This window comes from Salipaludibacillus sp. CF4.18, from assembly GCF_051262595.1.
GTDB lineage: Bacteria > Bacillota > Bacilli > Bacillales > Salisediminibacteriaceae > Salipaludibacillus > Salipaludibacillus neizhouensis.
In genome coordinates this window covers 1-25,756 of the sequence record NZ_JBIMEV010000025.1, presented here as the reverse complement: position 1 = coordinate 25,756, position 25,756 = coordinate 1, and the positions used below count along the sequence as shown (strand labels likewise).

The window sequence follows — 25,756 nt, the reverse complement described above, 5'->3', positions numbered from 1 at the left end:
CTATCCAGCCTCCATAAATTTAATTTTAACTAACATATGAAAATAGAGTCTTTTTCCTCCTTCCTTATAGAATGATGACGTTTCTTGTTTGCTCTCTCTAACTAAACTCTATCAATCTATTATTATGGTAGTGTGTAGCTGCCATTAAGACGTTGTAAAGCAAAACTGGGCTTGTTCCCCTTAGTACTATAGTCATTAAAAATCACATCTTGTCGGAGAAGGTGAGGCAATTTACTAGCCCTTTTATTGATATCTTTACTTCAATAAAAAGATAGGAAATGAAAATAGTGAAAATCCCTATATCAAGACCCAATCCTTTGTTAAGACAATATGAACATTGTAAAGGAAGCATGATAGTTTTAAAGTTTTAATATCAAGTAAAATAAAATTTCCTGCTTCTGTGCATTATTTGCACGGCTTGGCAGTTTTATATTGGTTTGCAGATAATGTGACAGTGTGGTGATTTTGGCTTTGGCATAACTTAATAGAAGGCGAACTAGTGATATGGCCTTGCCTTCTTTGAGCAATGCTTGTGATTGTCCCTCGATCGAACCATTATGGCTCATCTAATCTAATTGTATAGGTTACGAGAATTTTCCACTTTTAATTGCATCCACGATATACCAGATACCGTCATAGTCCTCAGATAAAACATCTTGTATGTATAAATCATCTGAATACATATCTGGCACGATAATAAAAGCATCAACTAATGTCAAAAGTCCACTTCCGAAATCAGCGTAAGCCTCAACAAGGAAAAATTCCCCACCATGAAGGTTTTCTGTTGAATAAGACAAACCACTATCATATTAAAATAAGCATTCACTAGATTTAATGCTTTTTCTTCGTTAGAGAAAGATGTTCGTGGTAAATATACATTAATTACTTTATCACTAGATATAATAGTATCAATAAGGTTTTGCGAATTCCACTTAACAGAGGCCCCTAATTCCTCGAAATAGAACGTAGAGGGACTAGTGTACGATTAGCAACAAGTTGTTCCCCTTCTAAAGAAACTGTTTCTTTTGCCTGTACAGTAGATGAGTTAAATGATATCAAAGCTCTTTAGAGATTCTGAAAAGAGCTGTTTTTTTTAGCTGAAGTTACCTCTTAATAGGGGGATCAAGGGTCTTCGCATTACCCTTGCACGTTTAAAATTACCTCATAGTTATTGGTGCAAATGGAGATGCAGGTCCCGCTAGTACATCTTAAAAATAGTATTTAACATGCGTCAGTCACGTCTAGTAAATAGTTGTAAGGGATTACTAAAAAAAGCCCTCGGAAGTTGCTCTCCGAGGGCTTATGCTTATTTTTATTGACTAGTTCTGCTTCCATCCTTTTGTTTTGTTCAGGGACTTCCAGAATTCTTTTCCTACACCTTCATAACCTTCTTTTGTAAGGTGTATATCATAGGATGTAAGGTAAGAGTCTGCATTTTTCTCTACCAGATTAGCTGTAGGAACAAAATGAACCCCCATTGTTGATGCTAAATTTTCCAGTGCCATGTTAAACTCTACAACAATACTATTAATTAATTCTTTCTGAAAATCAGGTATATCATACAATACTACTGGATTATAATATCCCATGATATAAATGTTGGCGTCTTTTTCATTAAAGGCTTGGATGGTTCCGAGTATTTGAGCAATATTAGACAATGTTTTTCCTGTAGCATCTTGTATCGTTTCTTCACTTGCACCAGACAAAAGTAATTGTAAAATATCATTTGCGCCTATGTTTAAAGTGATAATATTAGCCCGTTGAATTTCTGAAATGATGGTTCGATCACCTAACTGTGCAAGAACATCGGTAGTTTGGTTACCGCCTACTGCCAAGTTATTTAACTCGGTAGTATAATTGGATTGCTCTAGACGGGTTTTCAAATACTCGGGATAACCACTGTCGTCGAAAGGATCTCCACCAGGAAATGTTGGTGTGTATCCAGCCGCTAGTGAGTCTCCCAATGCCACATAATACAACGTGTCATGCTTCATCGTCTTTGCAGATACTCCGGACGGGACAACAAAAGACCCAAAAAACAGTGTGAAAACCATCACTGATAAAGCTACAATTTTACTCAACTTTCCCAACAAAGATCACCTCTTTTATCCTATTAGACTCTCCAATTTCTACTTTAAATCTACTAATTATTGTATAGGAATCTGTGTGCCCCTTACAATTAAAATCGTGCGACAAATACCTTTCTAAGTCCTTATTATTTGCAGGATGGTTCCTACCATGGGGGTTAAAGTAATCCGATATTCGCTTATCCGATGAAGCAATCGAGAACATTATTTGTTTTTAGAAAGTCACAACGTAATAGCCCACTTTGGTTAATAAATTTCCATTCCCTACATAAAAAGACAATCGGAATTTAAAAGGGGAAATTTTAGACACTACAATTATAGAAATAATTAATGAGATGAGGCTATTCCTTTATTGCCATAGTATTTAGAATTGAAGAATCTATATGACCACTATCTAGTCCAATGTGATTAAATTTGGCTTAAAAACGTAGTGTTGTTATAGAAAATAGTACTATGTTTATCAACTGACCAGTGATATAATACTCATGTTAATTATAAATAACATCGACTTATATAAGGTTAATATACCTATTTATAAAATGGATACCTATTTGATAACGGTAAATTCATCAAAAGGTGAAGACGCAAAGCCACAGGTCTAAAGACTGCTGGGTTAGCATTTATAAATTACACATGGTCTAGATTCAAAGAGGGGTTCTTTGGGAGTATTTTGAGGTTTAAGGAAAGGTATTCGTACTAGTGGAGGTCTATAATTGGCGGTGAGGCAAAAGTGAAAGGAAAAGCAAGAATTCCTATTATAATCAGAATTGATATAAAAGATTCACCAGGAAAAACGACGGAAGGAAGCTATAAATAATAAAGTTTTTATAAACGATGTCGACTAGCATATTTAGTTAACGTACTACATAATTCAAAGAGGGAAAATCAATCCTTGTCAAAAATGTACTTTTATTGAAACTTCCAATCTAAAAGGTTTGATTTAGGGAAGTCTTTTTAGTTGGACTTTCTTTATTGAGAAGTATTGTGATGTACTTAATTATAAGAATCAAGTTTATTCGTCACTTAAATGGAGGAAAAAAATGAATATTAAATCGTTAAAGTTTAAGTTATTAACCCTAGTGTCTTTAGTAGCAATGGTACCATTAGCTGTCGGTTCATATATGCTTTATAGTCAGGCAAAAACCAATCAGGTTGCAGCTAACATCAATACAGCTGTAAAGTCAGCGGAAGTTTATTTCGCAAATGAGGCAGAGCAAAGTTTAGTTGAAGCGAGTCGATATGCTAGACATGAAGATTTCCTAGCTTCGTTCAAAGAAGGGGATAGAGTTTCTCTCGATGCAAAAGTTGCATCTGTCTTCAAGGTGTTAGAAGAAACAGTAGGAATCAATAAGTTTGAATTTGGGGATGAAAACGGTATCGTATTCACAAGAGGGCATGAGCCGGGTAAATATGGTGACGATAAGAGTGACAGCGCTTCTATTATTGCAGCATTGGATGGTAAAGAAGTAACTGGATTCGCAGCAGGTACTTCGGGATTAGCGGTAAGAGCATTCGTTCCAATTAAAGATGGATCAACTATAATAGGTACAATGCAAACCGGATTAGAATTAGAGGACAAGTCGTTAAATAAAGTGTCCGAAATGATTGGTGGCAATGTTTCCATTTATAATACAGAAGCACTTGTAGCTTCTTCTGATGAAAGTTTATCCGATCAACTTGGACAACCTGTCATTTCTGAAGTAGTCTACGATAAAGTTTTAGCAGGTGACACCCATAAAATTGTAGACAATGAAACAAGTACGGTGCATTTCTATTCTCCATTAATGAATCCTACTGGTGATCAGCACGTAGCAATTCTTGAAGTATCCCAAGATATTTCGGCTACTATTAGCGCCATGAAAATGGAGTTCCTAAAGGATACAATGATTCCTTTAATTATTGCTTTGGTAATCGGTTTAGCTGTTGCGCTAATATTCGCTAATAGAATTACTCGACCTGTTCAAGAATTGAAAGTTTTCATGGAAGATGTAGCAAAAGGTAACTTAAATACAACGATTAACAAGCCTAAGTCTAGAGATGAATTATACGATTTAACGGTCTCTGCTGAAAAAATGAAAGATAACCTTCAACAAATGATTCTAGAGGTTTCTCAGGTGGCAGAAGAAGTTTCAAGTCAGAGTGAGGAATTAACGCAATCCTCAAATCAAATTAAAGAAGGTAGTTTACAAGTAGCTTCAACGATGCAAGAGTTAGCTAGTGGTACAGAGTCTCAAGCTAATAAGGCAATGGATCTAGCTAAAACGATGGAAAACTTTACGATTGAAATACATCAATTAAACAAAACTGGAGAAAGTGTATCCTATTCATCCAATGACGTGTTAGATATGAGCAATCAAGGAAGCAGGCTAATAAAAACCTCTATTGAACAAATGGCTTCAATTAACACGATTGTTAAAGAATCAGTAGACAAAGTACAAGGATTAGATAAACAATCACAAGAAATTTCTAAGCTTGTAGATGTAATAAAGACTATTGCAGAACAAACAAATTTACTTGCTTTAAATGCAGCAATTGAAGCCGCGCGAGCTGGTGAGCATGGAAAAGGATTTGCGGTGGTTGCCGATGAAGTGAGAAAACTTGCAGATCAAGTCTCTGTTTCTGTGACTGACATAACAGGTATTGTATTGACTATTCAAACAGAAACAAAAGGTTTGGTAGATGCATTGGAAAACGGATATGGTCAAGTTGGGGAAGGTTCCATTCAAACAAAGATAACAGGTGAAAAATTTAAACAAATTAATGAAGCTGTCACAAGTATGGTAGAAAGAATAGGATTAATGTCAACTAGTCTTGTGAGTATCACAGAAAACACAAAAGAAATGAACACTTCTATAGAAACTGTTGCATCTATATCAGAGGAGTCTGCGGCTGGAGTTGACGAAACATCAGCATCGGTACAACAAACAACAACGTCAATAGAGGAAATTGCTAAAAGTGCGAATTCCTTATCTGTTTTTGCAGAGAAACTAAGCAATCAAGTAAGTAAGTTTAGACTTAAATAGAAGGAGATAGGGCTATGAAGCATAGGGACGGTTGATATGCTCCCCTTTAGGTAGACAGATTAAAAAATAAAAAATCTGGATACTTGAAGGGGGGATTTTTTATGTCTAAAAGAACTTTGGGGACGGTTCTCTGCTTCACTTGCAGGGCTTGGGTAATTGGTGAGAGTGGCTGGTTTTCAAGAGGTTAAAGAATGAGTGGAATTTTGTAATCAACATACATATATGCAATAGGATTAGAGAGTATTTTGATTTGATATGGGGTGGAAGAACAATCTAGGTTTGGTTTTAACAAATGGAAAAACTTCTAACGATCAAGGCTGATTACACATCTGATTTCACAGGATATTTCGGAGATCCAACAAGATTTGAATGAGTCCTATTGATAAAACATGATTGGATCAATTAACAGCCGAACGTAATGGTCGCCAGGGGATCACACGAATTCAACGGAATGGTTTTTTTTGCATCGGGCCGATAAGATGATTTGGTTGTTTAATTATCAATCTTTTGGAGGAGTACTGAACTGGCGGAACTTAAGAAAATCAACAAATCAGGGATTACGCCGATAGGAGGTCAACCGGATTGATCTTCATGATGAAAAGGAAGAGGATTTGGATGAATTCTTAGAAGGGGGAAGACGAAAGTTTCGAAGTCTGATTAGTGATCTCAAGGGTGTCTCAGCGATTGAACATACTTAAACTACGATAGTGTGATTCCAGTTGAGCTTTCTTTCTGGCTTATTGTCCTGGACCTGACGAGAAAATGAACCAGAAAAATTACTAATAATTCTATACTGTATATTAATATCCAATTGTAATAAACCGATATTAATAAGAGGTATGCAATACGTTGAAAAGAGGTCTCTATGAAAATAAATAATAATATTCCCGCGCTCAATACTTATAGACACTTATCACAAAATACTATGCAAACCTCTAAGACACTTGAAAAATTGTCTTCCGGTCTTCGAATTAATCGGGCGGCAGACGATGCGGCAGGCCTGGTAATCTCCGAGAAAATGCGTGCTCAGATTAGAGGTTTAGCGCAGGCGGAACGAAATGTGCTTGATGGAGTATCTCTCATTCAAACGGCAGAAGGCGGGCTCTCTACCATCCATGAGCAACTCCAGCGAATGCGGGAGCTAACCGTGCAGGCATTAAATGATACTAATACTCTGTCGGACAGGGAGCAAATTCAAAAAGAATTAAATCAGCTGACGGAGGGTATAGATACCATTGCGAATGAAACAGCCTTTAATGGCATTCATTTATTAAATGGAACAAGACCCACTACCAGAGAACCGATCGGAGAAACCGAAATCTCTCCTCAAAATGTTCTTTCGGCTAACCCGGTTACTCCTGAAGGAAAATTAAACTTTGCAACAGAAGAAGGGTATCCTACGACTGAAGCTGACAATCAACAGCGGTTAATATATGGATCCGGAGGGACTTCCCAGCCATCTATCAGAATTGGAAATACTGATTATAATATTGATGAATATTTACATGTGGATACAACAGAGGAAAATGGTATACATACAACTGTATTTTTAGTTGAAGAAGTAGAGATCAAGCAGCTTGTGCAAATCGTTGGCAGAAACAAAGATCAGTATGAAATCACCTACGAACTAAATAATACATCCGGGGAAGACAAGGAGATTGGATTTCAGTTTCATATTGACACGATGCTTGGAAATGATGATCGTGCTCCCTTTCTTGTAAATAATGAAGCGATTTCCTCAGGAACAGTATTTTTAGGAGAGGAGATTCCTGCAGAGTTTACCGTATACAATCAGAATACTGGTAGTGGAGGAAACGCAGAATTTCAGGCGCAAGGATATTTAAAGACTACGGGAGAGTTTGAAGTGATCGAAGTGCCTTCCCAGTTCGCAATTGGCTCCTACGATTCAGTAAACAATTGGAACTATACTGGAGGGGAACCAGTGGGTGACAGTGGATATAGTATTCAGTGGGAAGAAAGAACCGTATCCAGTGGAGGAACTTTCTCGGTTAATACATTTTATGGCCAGTCAGTACCCCCTAATATGGCATTACCTGGGAGGGAGAGCAGGAACAGGGATATGATCTATTGCTTCAAGTAGGAGCTAATGCAGGAGATAATCTGGAAATTATACTTACAGATGCGAGGGAGGAAGCGCTAGGTATAGATAATCTTTCCGTGCTGGATCGAACATTGGCAAGTGAAGCGCTAGAGAGAGTGGATCAAGCAATTGCGAAGGTATGGTTCTCAGCAAAATCGGTTGGAATATATCTTTACTAATCTTACTAACTATGGAGAGAATTTAACTACTGCTGAATCCAGAATACGAGATGCAGATATGGCCTTGGAAATGACAAATTTCACGAGAAATAATATCCTAAATCAATCGGCCACAGCGATGCTTGCACAGGCTAACCAGCTCCCCCAAGGAATTCTCCAGCTCCTTCAATAAACGATAGAAAGTTCGGAACCTGGCCCCACTTGGCTAAGTTGTAAAGCATTCGATCAAGGAACCATTCAACCTGATGCTTTTTGAAGGATTATTTAACTTGCTCATTCTTTAGTGAAATAAGACTTGTCATTTTTAAGAAGATCTTTTACTACACAATACAACAATACTATGCAATAGAAAAACATTAATCGAGGTGCGATTGTTTAGGAATTTTTAGCACACGTTGTACCTGATAATCGTTAAATATTGAACAGGCTAATTTAAGTCCAAGAACAGATGACGTACAGTTCGTTCGTGGAAAAATCTCCATTTGCGGTACCTAGCCCTTTTTTAGAAAAACACCGAACTCAGGCACCTTTACTATAGGTGTCTTTTGTATTGGCTACCACTTTTAATTGAAAATATGGTAAGATTAGCATCGACTTAGCGAAAATGTAACCGTTACATATTTTGAAAAATAGCAGATAGGAGAAGTTTAATGTGAAGCCGAAAATTTCAGATGTTGCAAAAGTTGCTGGTGTTTCACCAACAACTGTTTCTAGAGTTTTGAATAATCGAGGTTATATAGGAGAAAAGACTCGAAAAAAAGTTGATGAAGCGATGAAACAACTTAATTATTTTCCAAATGATGTTGCAAGGTCGTTGTTTATAAAGAAAACATTCTTAATTGGTGTTATTTTTCCTACTACAACGAATCCTTTTTATGGACAGCTTATTTTTCATATAGAAAATACAGCAGCATCTTTAGGATATAAGATTTTGTTGTGTAATAGTCAAGGACAAGAAGATAAAGAGAGAAGTTATTTGAGGATGCTTCAGAGAAATCAAGTGGACGGAATCATAGCCGGTGCTCATAATCGAGGAGTAAAGGAATACGATATACCTACTCTCCCAGTTGTTGGGGTTGATCGTTATTTATCAGGAAATATTCCTGTTGTTTCAAGTGACAATTATGATGGTGGAAGACAAGCCACACAGTTATTAATTAATAAGGGTTGTCAAAACATCATTCATATTAATGGTCCGATTTTATTAGAGACCCCTGCTAATTTAAGAAGAAAGGCATATGAGGATGTTATGAGAGACAATCAATTGACTCCTATTACCTATGAAACAGAAGGAAATAATCAAGCAGTTATTAAGCAATTATTCGATGAAAATCCACAAGTAGATAGTATTTTTGCCAGTGATGATCTGATTGCCTCAGCAGTGATGAGAGAAGCAAAAATAAGGAAAGTAAACATACCTTCCGATTTTAAAGTTATTGGCTATGACGGGACAGAGACAACTAGATTACTCCTACCTGAATTAAGTACTATCCAACAACCAATAAAAGAGATTGCTGAAAAAACGATTGAAATCTTAATTAAAGAAATAAATGAAGAAGGCGATCATAGTCAAATGGAAACGATCCTACCTGTTAGATTGATAGAAGGCGAGACAACCTAACAGCTAGGTGGTCCATTATTTGAGACTTTTCAAGAGATTTTAAATTTTTTTAAAATTATATGTCATCCGGTTGACATATGAAACCGGATGACATATAATTTCGTTGTAGGCGTTTACATTTACTATAAGGGGAGGTAATTAGACATGAAAAAAGTTATGTTTTTAACTATTTTAATTTTGGTGGCAATTATTGGTACAGCTTGTGGTGGCGAAAATGAATCATCAGGTGCTAGTGAAAATGAAGTATCTATTTGGGTCCACACTTCAGATGAAACTCCTGAAGGGGAAGCAATGCAAAATACTATTGATCGATTTAATGAAGAGAATGAAGGCACATACACTGCTAAGATTGAGTTTATTCCGAGGAGTGGAGCTGGAGGCGGATACGAAGATAAAATTAATGCCGCTTTAACAACAGATACATTACCAGATGTTATAACTTTGGATGGACCTAATACTGCGGCATATGCAGAGGCCGGAATGATTGCACCAATTGGTGATTATATAACAAATAAAGATGACTTATTACCAAGTATTATTCAACAAGGAACCTATGATGAACAATTATATGCAGTTGGGTACTCAGAATCTGGTGTTGGAATTTTCTATAATAAACAAATGCTAGAAGATGCAGGTATTGATTTATCAACGTTACCAACAGTGGATCAACCATGGGATTGGATTCAATTTATGGAGCTAAGTGAAACGTTAGTTAATACTTACGACACTGCTGCAATTGATATGGCTTTTGATGATAAAAGTGAGTGGTTAATGTATGCATTCTCACCATTCTTATGGTCACAAGGTGGAAACTTAGTGTCTGAAGATGGATCGACAGCGGAAGGCCATTTTAATGATGAAAATTCAGTAAAAGCTTTTAGTTTTATACAGGATATGGTTAAAGAGGGATACACGACAATTACTCCAGTTGAAAAAGGGTTCCATACTGGTGAGTACCCATTGAAGTTCGGTGGTTCATGGACCATTGCTGAAATGGAGGATTATCCAGATGTGGAATATGGTGTTATGCCATACCCGACTTCTCCGGATACAAACGAATTAGTTTCTCCATCAGGCAGCTGGCAATATGCGATGGCTTCTTCATCGGAAAAACAGGAAGCAGCTGGTGCATTGATTGATTTCATGACTTCTACAGAGTCTTTAACGGAAGTTACTTTAGCGAATAGTGTTCTTCCGGCAGCTCATTCCGTTGTTGAAGAAGTGCAAGATAAAGTTTCTCCTCAAATGAATGTCTTAATTCAACAGAACCAAAAATCGGCACATGCTAGACCAGTTTTACCTAACTATCCGCAGGTAAGTAGAGTTTTCCAACAAACAGTTAGCGATGTCGCTTACTATGAAGAAAATAGTGATGTACAGAAATTGTTAGATGATAAGACCGGTCAAATGGAAAAAGCGTTGAAATAAGATAGGCTACTCCGACTTGGATGTATCCAAGTCGGAATCTTTCAAAGGAGTTTTGACTGATGAATACAAAAAGGGAGAATTTAGCAGCATATTCGTTTTTAGCACCTGCATTGATATTATTAGGGACATTCCTAGTTATACCTGCCTTAATGGCCATTTATTATGCTTTTACGGATTATTATTTATTAACGCCAGATCAGCGTCAATTTATCGGATTGCAAAATTTTATTGCAATCTTTAAAGACCCAATTTTTATTCAAAGTTTAAAAAACATCGTCCTATTTGTTGCTTTTGTCATACCAATTCAAGTAGGAGCGGCTTTAGGATTAGCGTTATTAATTAATAAACCAAGAAAAGGAAATATTTTTTTCAAGGTAGCCTATTTTTCTCCAGTAGTTCTGTCATTAGTTGTTATATCCGTACTGTGGTTATATCTATTAAATCCATCAGAAGGTTTGATTAATAGTTTACTAGCAAATATCGGCATTGAAGCTCAGCCATTCTTAAGCAGTCCAAAGCAAGCGATGTTGACAATTGTGTTTGTTTCCGCTTGGCAGGGCGCAGGCTATCAAATGTTAATTTTTCTAGCGGGTCTTCAAAATATTCCATCTACAGTTTATGAAGCAGGGAAAATTGATGGTGTTAACAAATGGCAAAACTTTTTTTATATTACGTTGCCTTTGTTAAAGCCCACTTCTGTTCTAATTATGATTACGACATTGATCTCTGCATTTAAATTAATCATTCAACCGATGGTTATGACACAAGGTGGACCAATGAATTCTACCATGACACCGGTCTATTATATTTATCAATCGGGATTCTCGGATCGAATGATTGGATACTCGAGTGCGATGACCGTTATTTTCGGAATAATAATTGGTATTGTAACACTGCTACAAAGTAGGTTAACGAAGGAGGATGACATCTAATGAACAAGAAACTTAAGAAATCAATCGAATACTTTTTTCTGATTTTGTTAGCATGTATATTTATCTTTCCTTTGTTATGGATGATCGTTTCTTCCATGAAGCCTGAAGCTGAGATTTATCTTGATATGGGCAGCGTACAATCTTTGCTCCCTTCACTTGATGTTTCTCAATGGTTTCTAACATATAAAGAATTATTTTCGAGATTTGATATTCCCCAATATGTAATCAACAGTATTATCTATGCGGTAACAATCACTGTGGGTTCTATTTTGGTTAATGCGATGGCAGGGTTTGCTTTTGCTAAATTTGAATTTAGAGGGAAGAAGTTGTTATTTGGTGTATTACTAGTGTTGTTAATTGTACCAGTGGAAACTATTATCATTACCCAGTTTACGGTGGCACACACGTTAGGAATTCTTAATACACGATTAGCGGTTGTTTTGCCGATGATTGGGAACATGTTTTTCATCTACCTGTTTAGAAACTTTTTTAGGTCGGTGCCAGATGAAATTATAGAATCGGTCAAATTAGATGGGGCAAATAATTGGATTGTCTTTTGGAAAATTGTATTACCGATGTCCAAACCTGCAGTTGCTACTGTTGGAATACTATCCTTTATCGCTAGTTGGAATGATTATTTATGGCCATTAATGGTATTAACAGATACAGACAAGTTTCCACTCCAAGTGGCTATTACAAATATAAATACAACCCAGCCTGTTTATACCAATCAGGTAATGGCAATCCTTACGATTTCAACGATACCACTGATTATCGTATATATATTTGCTCAGAAGTATATACTCCAGGGACTCGGTGGATCTGGAACGGGTATTAAGTAGAGAGAATTATTTACAGGGGGACAATAATGTTTACACTAAAACAAGCGAATACTTATATTGAGGAAAATAAAGAGCGTATAATAGCTGACTATAGAAATGATTATCATGTTATGGCACCGATTGGGTGGATTAATGATCCAAATGGATTTATTTATTATAAAGGTGAATATCATTTATTTTATCAATACTATCCGTATAAAGCGGTATGGGGGCCCATGCATTGGGGGCATTCAAAAAGTAAAGATTTAATTAAATGGGAAAACGTTCCCGTTGCCCTAGCTCCAGATCAATCTTATGACAAAGATGGTTGTTTTTCTGGAACAGCTATCGAAAAAGATGGAAAACTCTATTTAATGTACACTGGGCATATTGAGGGAGAGACAGAAGAAGATATAAGACAAGTACAATGTATAGCTGTTTCCTCAGATGGCATTAATTTTGAGAAAGTGGAACAAAACCCGGTTATAACTGAAGCTGATTTGCCGAAAAATGCAAAACCACAGGACTTCAGGGACCCGAAAGTAGTGAAGAAGGGTGATTTCTATTATTCTTTAATCGCTTCTAAAAAAGAAGATGGTGGAGGACAAATTCTTCTATATAAATCGATTGATTTACTAGATTGGGAGTTTGTTTCTGTCATGTTTAAAGGGGAAATAGAGGATGGACCGATGTGGGAGTGCCCTGATCTTTTCGAATTAGATGGCAAGGATGTTCTACTGTTCTCCGTCGATGGATTACCGAAAAAAGAAAACAAATTCCTAAATACACACTCCGTTCTCGCTGTTATTGGAGAAATGGATTGGGGAAAAGGAGTTTTTTATAAAGAAACCGTTGAAGAATTGGATTATGGTCTAGACTTCTATGCTCCACAAACGATTAAAGATGACAAAAATAGAAGAATCATGATTTCCTGGATGCAAATGTGGGGAAGAAACATTCCAACGGAGACTAAGCAGCATGGTTGGGCTGGTTCGATGACGTTACCGAGGGAACTTTTTATAAAAAACAATCATGTCTATCAAAGACCTGTTTCAGAAATCAAAAATCACTATACCAATAGACAAAGTTACGACACTATTAAACTATCAGATGAGACAAAAGAGTTTCAGGAGTTATCCGCTGAAGTTAGTGCTATCGAATTAGTTTTAGATGTAAAAGCTGGAAAAAGATTTGACTTAGAAGTTCGTTCCAATCAGGATGAAAGAACACTGTTAAGCTACGATTGTGAAACAAGTATTCTAGAACTAAATCGGATAAACAGTGGTATTGACCTTGTGGGTAATGAAGAGGAACATGTGTATAAACGCTCCGTTTATTGTAAGCCAGAAAATAATAAAATCGATTTAGAAGTTTTCCTAGATTGGACATCGATAGAAGTGTTTGCAAATCAGGGCAAATACACGTTAACTTCTACTATATATCCAACAAAAAAGGCGGATAATATAAAAATTACCGCTGAAGGCGAAGTAGAGATTGTTCGTCTAGATAAATGGGATATAGAGGTTTAATGATGAAAAAAGTATATACAATTGGAGAGGCTCTAATCGATTTTATTCCTCACGAGGTAGGCGTTTCTATGAGTGAGGTCGACAGTTTTAAAAAAGCACCTGGTGGCGCACCTGCTAATGTTGCAGCTACTATTGCAAAACTGGGAGGAAAGAGTGCTTTTATTGGTCAAGTTGGAGAAGATATGTTTGGCTACTACTTAAAAAGAGTGTTAGCTGAAAATAACGTAGATGTTACCCACATGTTGCACACGAATAAAGCCAACACGGCATTAGCTTTTGTTGCGTTAAAACAGGGTGGCGAACGGGAATTTGCTTTTTACCGGAAACCTAGTGCTGATATGCTTTTAGAAAGGGACTATATAAAAAAGATTACTTTTACAGACAATGATATCTTACACTTTTGCTCTGTTAGTTTGATTGAAAGTGAAGTGAAATATGCGCATATCGAAGCAATCAAAAAGGTAAAGGAAAAAGGCGGATTAGTAGTTTTTGATCCTAATGTAAGAAAAAACCTTTGGGATGATCAAGCATTATATGCTCAAACGATTCAAGAATTTATTCCTGATGCGGATGTTTTGAAAGTCAGCGATGACGAACTAAGCTTCATTACAGGAAAAGATACAGAAGAAGAAGGAATTAACCATCTACTGTCTAAACCTATCAAGTTATTAATTCTAACAAAAGGTAAAGAAGGTGTGACGTTTTTTATAGATGAAAAGGAAATAAGTGTGCCAGGATTTGATGTTCAGTCGATTGATACGACGGGAGCAGGAGATTCTTTTATTGGCGCATTCTTATATCAATTTTCATTAATGGATAAAAAACTTTCAGACTTAACAGCGGAAGAATTAGTTACTATGGGGACCTTTGCAAACTCCGTAGCAGCAATGGTCACAACGAAAAATGGTGCGATTAGTGCTTTACCATCTGCGGAGGAAGTAGTAACTTTTTTTCAGAAAAGTGAGTGATATTGGTTAAGATCTTGTTATCAAAGGGCCAGGAACTACAATGTCTTTTTGTAGTTCCTGGCCCTAATTCATTTCAATGTAGTTATTAGGAAACAGGGTACATCTATACGAGTAAACATGGATAACTAAAAAATTAAGCCCTCGGAAGTTTCTCTCCAAGGGCTTATGCTTATTTTTATATCTCTTGAATTTGAAAATCTTTTGACTAGTTCTGCTTCCATCCCTTTGTTTTGTTCTGGGACTTCCAAAATTCTTTTCCTACCCCTTCATAACCTTCTTGTTTAAGGTGTATATCATAGGATGTGAACTGAGCTACTATCTCCATAGACAGAAGGTTTTATGAAAGCTATAATGAACTATAGCAAAATGCAACAGGGGTGTGAATATCATGAAAACAAAGGTTTTACTTATCGCTCCATATAGAGGGCTCAGAGAATTATCATTAACTTTGTTAAAGGAACAACCGGAACTGGATGTTATTGTGAAAGAAGCGGATTTAAGTGCATCCATTCCACTTATTCAATATTACGAACAACAACATATTGATTTTATTATTAGTCGTGGGGGAACAGCAAAGTTAATTCAGCAATATTCACAAATTCCTGTCATCGAGATTAAAGTGTCAGGTTACGATATTATTAGAGCTTTAACGTTAATTAAAGACTATAAAATGAAAGTACAGCTGATAGGATTTCCGAATATTTGTGAGGGTGTACTATCTATTGCGCAACTTTTGGATATTCAGATTGCCTATACAACGATTGACCAAGAAGAAGAAGTGAACAACGCCGTATTAGAAGCTAAAAACGCAGGAGCGCAAGTTATTTTAGGGGATACCGTTACGGTTAGAACTGCTCAAGAAAACGGATTACAAGGAATGATGATAACCTCTGGAAAGGAGTCTGTTCTTGAGGCATTTCATCAAGTATTGGATATGGCTAAAGTGTTGGAACAAAAAAGAAATCAACTATCTATTTTTCAATCGTTATTGTCTAATTATCAAGATGGCATTGCGATCATGGATGAAAATGGTGAATTTATCTATTGTAATCAAGCATTTTCTAGCTTTTTTGGGAAAGTGCAAGGGGACTTAATGCAATCCAGGTTTGACCTTCCGCTAGAAGTAAATCAATTTTTACAAAGATTGATTCAATTAGAAGAACAAACTTATGTTCCAAATGAAATCATTAACTTTAAACATTTAACAACAACGATAAATGGTGGTCGTTTTAAACGTGCAGGTAAATACTTTTTTTATGTAACCATCCACAAAAAGCCGTTGGATAAAGAAATGGAATCAGGTATCCAAATCTTACGTAATCACCTTTTTCCTACGTCATTTGCTCAAATAGTAACGAGTAGTCCTCACATGATGGACGTTTTAGAAAAGGCGAAGAAACTAGCAGAGTTAGAAAAAAACATAATCATCTATGGGGAAGAAGGGACAGGGAAGAGGTTTATTGCCCATTCAATTCATACAGCAAGCGATTTAATGGAGGGAGACTTCATTGAGATAGAAATCAATGACTCAACAACCGCTAATATTTCAAGAATTGTTCATTTGATTGACCACCTCGATAGGGCTACTATTTATCTGAAAGGGGTAGAATATTTGTCTTTAGAAAATCAACATGTCATTGACGAAATGGCGAATAACACATCGAGGGTTAGGTTTATTTTCGCTTTTAATCAACACCCTAATATGTTGATTAAGAACAACATCCTTCACAAAAATTTCATCCGAAAAATGGAAGTTGAGGCTCTTTTTATCCCCCCTTTACGAGAACGTATGGAAGATTTAGAAGAGTTAATTCGAATTTTTATTGCCAAATATAACGCTAAGTATGGGAAACAAATCGTCGGGGTAAGACAAGAGGTATTAAAAGAGCTCTATCTTAAGGACTGGAGCTATAAAAATGTCACCGAATTGAAAGATACAATAAAAGAGTTTGTTAAAATGACTTACAGCGATTTTATTGAAAAAGAACAAGTAAAATTAATGGGATTAAGGGAAAACGAGAAAAAGTCGTTTGTTAATACGATCGATTTAACGAAACCGTTAGACGAAATTGAAAAAGAGATCATCGCTCAAGTACTAGAAGAAGAAAATATGAATCAATCGCAAGCGGCAAAACGACTTGGCATTAACCGGACAACACTATGGCGGAAATTAAAAGGTTAACTTTAAAAATAACGTTGCTTATTGCAACGTTATTTTATTTTTTGTATAATAACCATTGCTTTTTTAAACTATCAATCTTACAATATAAAATGTAAACGTTTTTAATTATTTTTTTATTAAAAACTGTTTCATTTTGCGACATAATCATATATTATAGGAGGTAGTAAGATGAGAATAAAAGCGACATTAGACAGGATTCCTGGTGGTATGATGGTTGTACCGTTGCTATTAGCAGCATTTATTAATACGGTAGCCCCAGATTTACTGAGAATTGGAAATTTCACACAGGCACTATTTGTTGACAGTGCAGGGGCATTAATCGCATTATTTCTATTATGTGCAGGGGCACAAATTAATGTACGAAATGTTGGTGTTTCCTTAGGAAAGGGTGCAACATTATTAAGTGTTAAATGGATTGTTGGTGCGACTTTCGGGTTAATTGCATATTATCTTGCTGGCGAAAATGGACTATTTTTCGGATTAGCTCCAATTGCCATCATTGCCGCTATGACAAACAGTAATGGTGGATTATATATGGCAGTTGTTGGGCAATACGGAAAAGAAGATGATAAGGCTGCTTATTCCATCTTAGCGTTAAATGATGGTCCGTTCTTAACGATGGTAGCATTATCTATTTTTGGAGCAATGGGATTTGTTGACGGCTTATTTTCCCTTACTTCCTTTATCTCTGTTTTATTACCGATTGTTATCGGTATGGTTCTAGGAAACTTAGATTCAGAAATGAGAGAATTTTTAAGCAAAGGAAGCGACATGTTAATTCCATTTTTTGCATTCGCGTTAGGAATGGGTATTAACTTTACCGCAATTATTGAAGGTGGACTCGGTGGTGTGGTGCTTGGTATCGTAACGGTTCTATTTACTGGTACTGCAGGTTATTTTGTTTTTAAAGCATTTAATTGGAATCCAATTGTGGGTGCTTCCGAAGGGTCTACAGCTGGAAACGCCGTTGCTACCCCCGCAGCTATTGCGGGTGCTAATGCTTCATTTGCTAGTGTTGCGGATATAGCGACAGTTCAAGTTGCAGCAAGTACAGTGACTACTGCTATCTTGTTACCTTTATATATAGCCTTTATAGTTAAAAGGTTAGAGAAAAAAGGAAAACTAGAACAATATATAGATAAAACCCCAGTTAGTGTTGAAAGTAAATAAAATGGAAGTTTAGGTAAAACAAAAAGAATGCCCTAGTTGCTTGACTGGGGCTTTTCTATAAGAGGTGAATGACATGCGTATAGGAATAATCGCAGATGATTTAACGGGTGCAAATGATAGCGGTGTACAACTTTCCCGATACGGTCTACAAACATCTGTCCGTTTTAACTTATCGAATACGGATACGAGGACAGATGATGCGATAGTCATTGATACGGATAGTAGGTCCATAGATCAAAATAAGGCATATGACAGGGTCCGAAAAGCAGCTGGTTTTTTGAAAGAAAACAAATTTGATGTTATTTATAAAAAAATAGATTCGACGCTTAGAGGAAATCTTGGTATTGAGGTGGATGCAGTTTATGATGAGTTCCAACCTGATTTCGTCATCATTGCGCCGGCTTATCCGAAAAATGGGAGAAAAATTAAATCGGGACATTTATATTTACATGATGTTCCAGTAAATGAATCAGAAATTGCCAATGATCCAAAATGTCCTGTAGAAGATTCACATATTGGCCATGTTTTTCAAAAACAGACAAATCGTCCTTTTGGTTACATTAGAAATGAAGAAATAAGAAATGGTTTTAGTAGTGTAAAAGCGAAAATGGATGAATATGCAAAAAAAAATATTCCATATCTTGTATTTGATAGTGAAACAGAAGAAGATTTAGAGAAAGTTGCGAGGTTTGTTCATGACTGTGAATATAACGTTATCTGGTTAGGATCTGCAGGTCTTGCAAATTATCTACCAGAAATTTATAACATAGAAGAAAAAGTAGTAAATCATACGATTGAAAAAAACAATCACCCTGTTTTACTAGTTGTGGGTAGTGTTAGTTCTATTACAAGAAAACAATTAGAAGTCTTCTTAGGTCATGAGTTGGTTGAAGGGGTAGAATTAACAGCTCCTTTGCTCATTTCAGAACAAAGTTGGGAAAAGGAAATAGAGATAGCCTATCAAAAAGCGAAGACTATTTTTCGCAAAGGTAAGCACGTTGCTCTTTTTTCAACAGGTGATAGTGAAGCTATAAAAGAGGCGCAATTGATAGGAGAAAATGCAGGGCTAACAAATACAGAAGTGAGTAATTTAATTGTTAAACGACTCGGTTATTTAACAGATAAATTGATCCAAGATACTTCGATAAAAGGAATCATTTTGACTGGTGGAGATACAGCAAAACAAGTTTGTCAAAGCATCGAAGTCAACGGGATACAACTTATTGATGAAATAGAAACGGGTGTTCCAATCGGTAAATTAATCGGACGTAATAATATTTATGCCGTTACAAAGGCTGGTGCATTTGGGACAGAAGATACCTTTATGAAATCAACAAAAATTTTGCAAGGAGTTGAAAGTGAATGAAACCAATAATTGGGATAACCATGGGTGATGCAGCTGGAATAGGTCCAGAAATCATTGTGAAAAGTTTATCAACGGAAGAAGTATATGGCAATTGCCATCCCCTTGTCATTGGAGACTCAAAAATGCTTAAGCGAGCTGCCATAATCACAGATTCAAATGTTACGATTCGTTCCATTAATCAATTGGAAGAGGCTGAATTCCAGTTTGGCACGATCGATTGCATGGACCTTGACCTCCTGTCTAGTGATTTAAAGTTTGGGGAGATTTCGGCGGAAGCGGGAAATGCAGCTTTTCAATATATTAAGACAGCGATCGATTTAGCAAAAGAGAATAAAATTCAAGCTATATGTACTGCTCCATTAAACAAAGCAGCTCTGCATAAAGGGGGGCATATGTATCCAGGTCACACGGAAATTCTTGCAACTTTAACAGAAACAGAAGATTTTGCGATGATGCTTACGTCACCAAAGCTTAAGGTCATTCACTTAACGACCCATGTAGGGATAATTAAAGCAATTGAAATGATTAATCCGGAGAGAACGTATAATGTTATAAAGCTTGCTCACGAAACATTAACAAGAGCCGGAATTGTTAACCCGAGTATTGCCGTCTGTGGTATCAATCCTCACGCCGGTGAAAATGGACTTTTCGGTAATGGAGAAGAAGAAACAAAACTAATCCCTGGAATTGAAAGAGCGAAAGAGGAAGGGATCAACGCTTCTGGTCCACATCCAGCAGACACGCTATTTTTCCGTGCTGGTAGAGGAGATTTCGATATGGTTGTAGCTTGTTATCATGATCAAGGTCATGGACCGATTAAAGTCATGGGTCTTGAAGCGGGTGTTAATATTACCGTTGGACTAAATGGTGGAGTGATCCGAACATCTGTAGATCATGGTACCGCCTTTGATATCGCCGGGAAAAACATAGCTGATGAAAGAAGTCTCCTAGAAGCAATTAAATCTGCAATAGAATTGGCCCCAACAATAAAATAGGAAGCCATAGATTGTGCTTCTTTTTCAACGGATTGGGAATACAGGTACTGACTAGTTTTTAGGATACATAGGGACGGTTCTCTGCTTCATTCGAAGCAAAGGGCCCGTTCTTAAAAGATCCATCGGAAGTTTCGCTATATAAAAACGACTTAAACGTGATGATTACTCATGTTTAGGTCGTTTTTCTTATAAACAATCATCGAAAATGGACTGGATTTCGAGAATTATCTCTATGCTTACTTACTAGTTTCTCCTATATATACCGATTACTTTTTGTTGCAAATGCAATAAAAATAAGTTAAATTTAATATGTGCTTTTTTGTTGCATTTACAATAAATTATGTACAAAGGAGGGTCACGATGAAGGAAATCCTACGTGAAATTGGAATGATAGCAAGGGCCTTAGATTCTATAAGTAATATAGAATTTAAAGAATTTGACCTTACAAAAGGACAGTATTCGTACCTTGTGCGAATATGTGAAAATCCAGGAATCATTCAAGAAAAATTAGCAGAGATGATAAAAGTAGATCGAACATCAGCAGCTCGTGCGATAAAAAAACTTGAGATGAATGGCTTTATTGAAAAGAAAGAAGATAACCATAACAAAAAAAATAAAAAACTCTTTCCAACGGAGAAAGGGAAAACTGTTTATCCTTTAATAATAAGAGAAAATGAGCATTCAAATAGTGTCGCATTAGCGGATTTTTCCGAAAGAGAAACAGAAAGCCTTTTCAACCTTCTTCAAAGAGTAAGAAAAAATATAGAAAAAGACTGGGAGTTTGTAAAAAAGGGGAACAAGAGAACTTATTGAGGATAAAAGGAGCGAGAAAACATGACTATAGATATAAAAAAGGGCAATATTGACTATTTACAACTACTCCAAGAAATAAGTATCGACACGTTCAACGATACATTTAAAGATCAGAATTCACCTGAAAATATGAAAGCCTATATAGAAGAAGCGTTTAACTTAAAACAGCTGGAAAAGGAATTGTTTATATTCTCCTCGGAATTCTTTTTTGTTTATGTGAATAATGAAGTAGCTGGATATTTAAAGGTCAATACCGATGATGCCCAGTCTGAAGAAATGGGGGAGGAAACGCTTGAAATCGAGAGGATTTATATTAAGAACAACTTTCAAAAACTTGGGCTTGGTAAATATCTGCTAAATAAAGCAATGGACATTGCAGTGGAACGAAATAAAAAGAAAATCTGGCTAGGCGTTTGGGAAAAAAATGAAAATGCCATTGCTTTTTATAAGAAAATGGGGTTTGTCCAAACAGGAGCGCACTCGTTTTATATGGGGGACGAAGAACAAACCGACTCTATCATGGCTAAAACACTCCGAGAAGCATAGGGACGGTTCTCTGCTTCATTGGAAGAGGAGGATTCTTAAAGGGGAGGGAATCGGACTTTTTGACAAATAAAAAGACCTAAACGTGATAATAGGTCGTTTTTCATGTGTTGTATAAGCCCGTAAATTTCATTATCTATAAGAATGGTAATGCGGTGGAACTACGAAATTTATATCCTTTCTTCCACCATCAATCGGAGAATTTTTTATACTAAGGAAATAGGATATTCCTATTTCCTATTTACCAAAGTACTCTCAATCATATCAATAAATGACTAAAAAATGGATTTAGGAAGAAAATAAATGTAAATAGCGGTGGTGTTAAAAGGCTATGATTTAGCGGTATTAAAAATGGGTAAAAAGATTGGTGGGGGGTGAAGAATTATTTGTTTAGGTACTCTTGGAAAAACGCGTCAATAAATTTTAAAAATTTAAATCAACATAGATGAGAAGGTGGTAAATATGACGGAAAGACATGTATTAAAATCATTAAATATATCTAGTGTTGATCTTGAAAATAGAGTAGGATTAGCACCTATGACGAGAACAAGTGCAACAGAAGATGGATTGGTCACCAACCAAATGGCAAATTATTATACGAAGTTTACAAAAGGTGGATTTGGTTTAATCATTACGGAAGGTACATATCCTGATGAACAGTATAGCCAAGGATATAATGATCAACCTGGAATAGCAAATGATAAACAAGTTGAGGAATGGAAAAAAGTGATTAAGTCTGTACACGAAAATGGAGCGAAAATCTTTTGTCAGATTATGCATGCAGGTGCGTTATCACAGGGGAATAGATATAAGAACGAAACGATAGGTCCCTCTGCGGTAAAACCTAAAGGAGAACAACTGGGCTTTTATGGTGGTAGCGGTGAATTTTCCATTCCTAAAGAAATGACCAGTGAAGATATAAAAGAAGTGGTCCAAAGCTTTGCCAATTCGGCAGTGCGAGCAAAACAAGCAGGGTTTGATGGCATAGAGATTCATGGTGCAAACGGATATATCTTGGACCAGTTTTTAACGGATTATACAAATAAAAGAACAGACCAATATGGTGGATCGATCGAAAATCGTGTTCGTCTATTAGTAGAAGTTTTACAAGCAGTTCGTGAGCAAGTTGGAGCTGAATTCCCTGTTGGTATCCGTATTTCGCAAGGGAAAGTAAACGACTATGACCACAAATGGGCAAATGGGGAAAGTGACGCTGAAATTATTTTTAGTAGTATATCTAAAGCTGGAGCAGATTTTATTCATGTCACAGAAAATGATGCAATGAATCCTGCTTTTGAAGAAAATGGGAAAACTTTAGCTGCTTTTGCCAAAAAGTATGGAGACGTGCCAATCTTTGCTAACGGTAATTTACATGAACCTGAAAAAGCAGAAGAAATTATTAAAAAGGGTGAAGCAGATCTTATTACACTAGGTACAGGAGCATTAGTTAATCCTGATTGGGTCAATAAAGTGCAAAAGGATGGAACAATAAACGAATTTAATCCAGAAAAATTTTTACATCCAAATGCTAAAATAAAAGAGTTTGAAGAAGAGTTATATTAATTGTGAATATCTAAAGGCAAAAAAAGAGATTTACCTTCTAATAAGGTAAATCTCTTTTTGAAATTGATTAATATTCCTCAACTACCCATGTGTGTTTAAATTCTACAGCGCCTTTAAGGGTCTGAGCTACAGGGCAATATTGTTCAAAAACTGACAAAGCTCTTTCAGCTGCATCCTTTTTTCCACTTGGAACTTTGACATCGTAATGACAGCTGATTTTTGTTATTTTTAATACGCCTTCAGGTGCTTCTATTGTACCTTGAACTTTTGCTGAAACATTATTTGTTGTTGGGATTTTACGCGCTTCCAGCGCGCCAGAAAGGGTTCCAACTAGTCAACCTCCAGCAGCAGATACAATATGATCAAGCGTGGAAGGATATTCAATTTCAGGTTCAACCCCATAAAATTTCTTTACTCCCCCATGCACGCCATACAATACTGGTTCATCAAATCCGCTGATAGTTGCTTCACGTATTTTATTTGCAGTATCCTTTTGGAGTATTGTTATTTCGGTTAATTCGATTGGTTCACTCATGTAATCACCACCTTTAGATTAGGATACAACACAGGTTTCTTTTAATACAACCAAATAAACTTTATCTGTTTTTAAAAACGAGAGCAAATGTTATAGGCACATGGTTGTAAGGTTCTAGCTAAAAAAGATCATGTAATTCCTTGGTAAGTGCGGTACATGACAGAGGTGGTGCGTTCCGAGGGCCCATTCATCAGAACAAATAAAATACCTGCGCCAGAAATCATAACGCAGGTATTTAACGTTCATTTATATCGTTCTTGTCACGTCCCCTTTTTCACTAGCTGGAGTATCCGTTAATTTAATTATATTAAACCCGATCGTGGCATAAATAATCGCAATAATAGGAACGGCAAAGTTTAAAATCGCATATGGACCGTAATCAAACGCATGGACACCTAACGTTCCAAAGATAAATACACCACATGTATTCCATGGGACAAAAACAGAGGTTAGTGTGCCTCCATCTTCAATGGCGCGTGATAAATTTTTCGGATGAAGTTTCATATCCTGAAATGCCTTGGCATACATTCTAGCAGGGACGATGACAGAGATATATTGCTCTGAAGCTGTAACATTCGTGAAAAAGGAAGATAGGACCGTGGCTGCAACCAGCTTCCTACTCGTCCTGGCAAATGCTAAGATTCGACTGACAATAGCGCGTAACATACCTGTGTTTTCCATTACTCCCGCAAAAGTCATCGCCACAATTGTAAGGGAAACCGTATACATCATCGATTCAAGCCCACCACGATTAAAAAGCGAGTCTACGGTTTCATTCCCACTTTCAAGTACATACCCTGCTTGCAATGTGCTAACCGCATCAGCGACAGAACCTGACTGGATGAAAATATGACTTAAAAATCCGGCGATAATTCCTACAGTGAGTGCAGGTATTGCCTGGACCTTTAGTGCGATAAGGAGGATAACAATGGCGGGAACTAAGAGCAGCCAAGGAGAAATAATGAAATTCGCTTGCATGGCGCTCATCGTTTCCTCAATACTCTGTAAGTCTATCGATCCTTCCCCGAATCTCCTTCCCAACATCCAATAAACAATAAGTGCAATCACAATCCCTGGAATGGTCGTATAAAGCATATTTCGAATATGTGCAAATAAATCTGTTCCCGTCAGTCCTGACGCGAGATTCGTTGTATCAGACAGTGGAGACATTTTATCGCCAAAGTAGGAACCAGAGATGATTGCCCCGGCAGCCATTGGAGCAGGTATCCCCATACTTAAAGCAATTCCCATGCCAGCAACCCCAATGGTGCCCATCGTTGACCAAGAGCTTCCTATCGAAAGCGATACAATGATACAAAGAAGGGTAATCGTCACTAAAAATAGAGATGGGGTAATTAATTGCAAGCCATAGTAAACCATTGTCGCGACAACCCCGCCACCTATCCAAGCACCAATAATGATCCCAACCATCAAAATAATAACTACTGCAGGCAGAGCTAAATTAATTCCTTTGTAAAGGCTGGACTGGATTTCATCCCAGGTATAGCCCGTTCTCCATGCAATAAAAGCAGCAACAACCGTACCGAGAATTAAAGGCATATGAGGGGCACCCTCTAACACCACAATCGTAATAAGCATCGCCGTAATCATAATGATCACTGGAAGAATGGCGAGTAAAAAAGGCATTTCCCTCTTATCCTTTTCCATGTTTTGTTCCAAATCTTTTCCTCCTCTTGTTTGATTGGAAGCGAAGGGACGGTTCTCTGCATCATTCTAACTGCTTGCTTGGATGATGGGTGTAATCCTTGGTGATCAAGGGTGATAAGTGAAGAGGTAGGGAGATTAAAAAAATATCAGTACAAAAAGATCATACACCAAAGCATACGCATGTCTTCTCACACTTAGAATACGTTAAAGGTATCATTTGTCTATTTGGAAG

The 25,756-nt window shown here is 36.7% G+C and carries 21 protein-coding genes, 1 pseudogene and 1 riboswitch; of the genes and pseudogenes, 17 read left to right on the top strand and 5 right to left on the bottom strand.

Annotation, left to right across the window (positions count from 1 at the left end):
- Positions 1–584 precede the first annotated feature (584 nt).
- Both ACHABW_RS14970 and ACHABW_RS14965 read right to left on the bottom strand, forming a co-directional pair.
- Complete coding sequence (locus ACHABW_RS14970) at positions 585–797, bottom strand: hypothetical protein (protein WP_435756220.1); 213 nt, start codon at positions 795–797, stop codon at positions 585–587.
- Between the two features lie 522 nt (positions 798–1,319).
- The gene (locus tag ACHABW_RS14965; protein WP_435756218.1) at positions 1,320–2,090 is read right to left on the bottom strand and encodes a GDSL-type esterase/lipase family protein; all 771 of its coding nucleotides are present in this window, start codon (positions 2,088–2,090) and stop codon (positions 1,320–1,322) included.
- A gap of 546 nt (positions 2,091–2,636) precedes the next feature.
- Positions 2,637–2,708: riboswitch (cyclic di-GMP riboswitch) on the top strand.
- A gap of 419 nt (positions 2,709–3,127) precedes the next feature.
- Between ACHABW_RS14965 and ACHABW_RS14960 the strand changes: the two genes are divergently transcribed.
- The 17 genes from ACHABW_RS14960 to ACHABW_RS14880 all read left to right on the top strand — a co-directional run bounded on the left by ACHABW_RS14960 (position 3,128) and on the right by ACHABW_RS14880 (position 23,321).
- The gene (locus ACHABW_RS14960) at positions 3,128–5,110 is read left to right on the top strand and encodes a methyl-accepting chemotaxis protein (protein WP_435756216.1); all 1,983 of its coding nucleotides are present in this window, start codon (positions 3,128–3,130) and stop codon (positions 5,108–5,110) included.
- 865 nt (positions 5,111–5,975) lie between these two features.
- Positions 5,976–7,211: a flagellin gene (locus tag ACHABW_RS14955; protein WP_435756214.1), complete on the top strand. Its 1,236-nt coding sequence runs from the start codon at positions 5,976–5,978 to the stop codon at positions 7,209–7,211.
- On the top strand, positions 7,199–7,390 hold the full coding sequence (locus tag ACHABW_RS14950) for a hypothetical protein (protein WP_435756212.1): 192 nt from the start codon (positions 7,199–7,201) through the stop codon (positions 7,388–7,390). Before ACHABW_RS14955 ends, ACHABW_RS14950 begins: the two co-directional genes overlap by 13 nt.
- Positions 7,341–7,562, top strand: a complete 222-nt coding sequence (locus tag ACHABW_RS14945) for a flagellin (RefSeq protein WP_435756210.1) — start codon at positions 7,341–7,343, stop codon at positions 7,560–7,562. The genes ACHABW_RS14950 and ACHABW_RS14945 overlap by 50 nt, the downstream gene beginning before the upstream one ends.
- A gap of 480 nt (positions 7,563–8,042) precedes the next feature.
- Positions 8,043–9,011, top strand: a complete 969-nt coding sequence (locus tag ACHABW_RS14940) for a LacI family DNA-binding transcriptional regulator (protein ID WP_435756208.1) — start codon at positions 8,043–8,045, stop codon at positions 9,009–9,011.
- Positions 9,012–9,155: 144 nt separating this feature from the next.
- On the top strand, positions 9,156–10,439 hold the full coding sequence (locus tag ACHABW_RS14935; protein WP_435756206.1) for an ABC transporter substrate-binding protein: 1,284 nt from the start codon (positions 9,156–9,158) through the stop codon (positions 10,437–10,439).
- Between the two features lie 59 nt (positions 10,440–10,498).
- Complete coding sequence (locus ACHABW_RS14930) at positions 10,499–11,371, top strand: carbohydrate ABC transporter permease (protein WP_435756204.1); 873 nt, start codon at positions 10,499–10,501, stop codon at positions 11,369–11,371.
- A complete protein-coding gene (locus ACHABW_RS14925) occupies positions 11,371–12,213 on the top strand; it encodes a carbohydrate ABC transporter permease (protein WP_435756202.1) in 843 nt (280 codons plus the stop codon). The genes ACHABW_RS14930 and ACHABW_RS14925 overlap by 1 nt, the downstream gene beginning before the upstream one ends.
- Before the next feature lie 26 nt (positions 12,214–12,239).
- On the top strand, positions 12,240–13,721 hold the full coding sequence (locus tag ACHABW_RS14920; protein ID WP_435756200.1) for a glycoside hydrolase family 32 protein: 1,482 nt from the start codon (positions 12,240–12,242) through the stop codon (positions 13,719–13,721).
- Complete coding sequence (locus ACHABW_RS14915) at positions 13,721–14,689, top strand: carbohydrate kinase family protein (RefSeq protein WP_435756198.1); 969 nt, start codon at positions 13,721–13,723, stop codon at positions 14,687–14,689. Before ACHABW_RS14920 ends, ACHABW_RS14915 begins: the two co-directional genes overlap by 1 nt.
- Before the next feature lie 388 nt (positions 14,690–15,077).
- Positions 15,078–16,871, top strand: coding sequence for a PrpR N-terminal domain-containing protein (locus ACHABW_RS14910; RefSeq protein WP_435756196.1), 1,794 nt, complete (start codon positions 15,078–15,080; stop codon positions 16,869–16,871).
- 168 nt (positions 16,872–17,039) lie between these two features.
- Positions 17,040–18,041: a 2-keto-3-deoxygluconate permease gene (locus ACHABW_RS14905; RefSeq protein ID WP_435756194.1), complete on the top strand. Its 1,002-nt coding sequence runs from the start codon at positions 17,040–17,042 to the stop codon at positions 18,039–18,041.
- Between the two features lie 73 nt (positions 18,042–18,114).
- Complete coding sequence (locus ACHABW_RS14900) at positions 18,115–19,407, top strand: four-carbon acid sugar kinase family protein (protein WP_435756192.1); 1,293 nt, start codon at positions 18,115–18,117, stop codon at positions 19,405–19,407.
- On the top strand, positions 19,404–20,402 hold the full coding sequence (pdxA, locus tag ACHABW_RS14895; protein WP_435756190.1) for a 4-hydroxythreonine-4-phosphate dehydrogenase PdxA: 999 nt from the start codon (positions 19,404–19,406) through the stop codon (positions 20,400–20,402). Before ACHABW_RS14900 ends, pdxA begins: the two co-directional genes overlap by 4 nt.
- A gap of 360 nt (positions 20,403–20,762) precedes the next feature.
- Positions 20,763–21,215 (top strand): MarR family winged helix-turn-helix transcriptional regulator, encoded by a 453-nt coding sequence (locus ACHABW_RS14890; RefSeq protein WP_435756189.1) that lies wholly within the window; start codon positions 20,763–20,765, stop codon positions 21,213–21,215.
- Between the two features lie 21 nt (positions 21,216–21,236).
- Positions 21,237–21,761 carry a GNAT family N-acetyltransferase gene (locus tag ACHABW_RS14885; RefSeq protein WP_435756187.1) on the top strand — a complete coding sequence of 175 codons (525 nt, stop codon included), beginning with the start codon at positions 21,237–21,239 and terminating at the stop codon, positions 21,759–21,761.
- 459 nt (positions 21,762–22,220) lie between these two features.
- Positions 22,221–23,321, top strand: a complete 1,101-nt coding sequence (locus ACHABW_RS14880) for a tRNA-dihydrouridine synthase (RefSeq protein WP_435756185.1) — start codon at positions 22,221–22,223, stop codon at positions 23,319–23,321.
- A 67-nt stretch (positions 23,322–23,388) separates the two neighbouring features.
- On the opposite strand, the pseudogene ACHABW_RS14875 reads toward ACHABW_RS14880, so the two are convergent.
- The 3 genes and pseudogenes from ACHABW_RS14875 to nhaC form a co-directional block, all read right to left on the bottom strand.
- Positions 23,389–23,634: pseudogene (locus ACHABW_RS14875) on the bottom strand (OsmC family protein); the annotation flags it as partial.
- A gap of 21 nt (positions 23,635–23,655) precedes the next feature.
- A complete protein-coding gene (locus ACHABW_RS14870) occupies positions 23,656–23,856 on the bottom strand; it encodes a hypothetical protein (protein ID WP_435756183.1) in 201 nt (66 codons plus the stop codon).
- Positions 23,857–24,102: 246 nt separating this feature from the next.
- Positions 24,103–25,524 carry a Na+/H+ antiporter NhaC gene (nhaC, locus tag ACHABW_RS14865; RefSeq protein ID WP_435756289.1) on the bottom strand — a complete coding sequence of 474 codons (1,422 nt, stop codon included), beginning with the start codon at positions 25,522–25,524 and terminating at the stop codon, positions 24,103–24,105.
- Positions 25,525–25,756 lie beyond the last annotated feature (232 nt).

Bases quoted from the DNA above. Each gene is read 5' to 3' on its own strand.
- ACHABW_RS14920 (WP_435756200.1), top strand. From the start codon at position 12,240: ATGTTTACACTAAAACAAGCGAATACTTATATTGAGGAAAATAAAGAG.
- pdxA (WP_435756190.1), top strand. From the start codon at position 19,404: ATGAAACCAATAATTGGGATAACCATGGGTGATGCAGCTGGAATAGGT.
- ACHABW_RS14930 (WP_435756204.1), top strand. From the start codon at position 10,499: ATGAATACAAAAAGGGAGAATTTAGCAGCATATTCGTTTTTAGCACCT.
- ACHABW_RS14905 (WP_435756194.1), top strand. From the start codon at position 17,040: ATGAGAATAAAAGCGACATTAGACAGGATTCCTGGTGGTATGATGGTT.
- ACHABW_RS14925 (WP_435756202.1), top strand. From the start codon at position 11,371: ATGAACAAGAAACTTAAGAAATCAATCGAATACTTTTTTCTGATTTTG.
- ACHABW_RS14910 (WP_435756196.1), top strand. From the start codon at position 15,078: ATGAAAACAAAGGTTTTACTTATCGCTCCATATAGAGGGCTCAGAGAA.
- ACHABW_RS14935 (WP_435756206.1), top strand. From the start codon at position 9,156: ATGAAAAAAGTTATGTTTTTAACTATTTTAATTTTGGTGGCAATTATT.
- ACHABW_RS14915 (WP_435756198.1), top strand. From the start codon at position 13,721: ATGATGAAAAAAGTATATACAATTGGAGAGGCTCTAATCGATTTTATT.
- ACHABW_RS14960 (WP_435756216.1), top strand. From the start codon at position 3,128: ATGAATATTAAATCGTTAAAGTTTAAGTTATTAACCCTAGTGTCTTTA.
- ACHABW_RS14900 (WP_435756192.1), top strand. From the start codon at position 18,115: ATGCGTATAGGAATAATCGCAGATGATTTAACGGGTGCAAATGATAGC.
- ACHABW_RS14880 (WP_435756185.1), top strand. From the start codon at position 22,221: ATGACGGAAAGACATGTATTAAAATCATTAAATATATCTAGTGTTGAT.
- nhaC (WP_435756289.1), bottom strand. From the start codon at position 25,524: ATGGAAAAGGATAAGAGGGAAATGCCTTTTTTACTCGCCATTCTTCCA.
- ACHABW_RS14885 (WP_435756187.1), top strand. From the start codon at position 21,237: ATGACTATAGATATAAAAAAGGGCAATATTGACTATTTACAACTACTC.
- ACHABW_RS14870 (WP_435756183.1), bottom strand. From the start codon at position 23,856: ATGAGTGAACCAATCGAATTAACCGAAATAACAATACTCCAAAAGGAT.
- ACHABW_RS14890 (WP_435756189.1), top strand. From the start codon at position 20,763: ATGAAGGAAATCCTACGTGAAATTGGAATGATAGCAAGGGCCTTAGAT.
- ACHABW_RS14955 (WP_435756214.1), top strand. From the start codon at position 5,976: ATGAAAATAAATAATAATATTCCCGCGCTCAATACTTATAGACACTTA.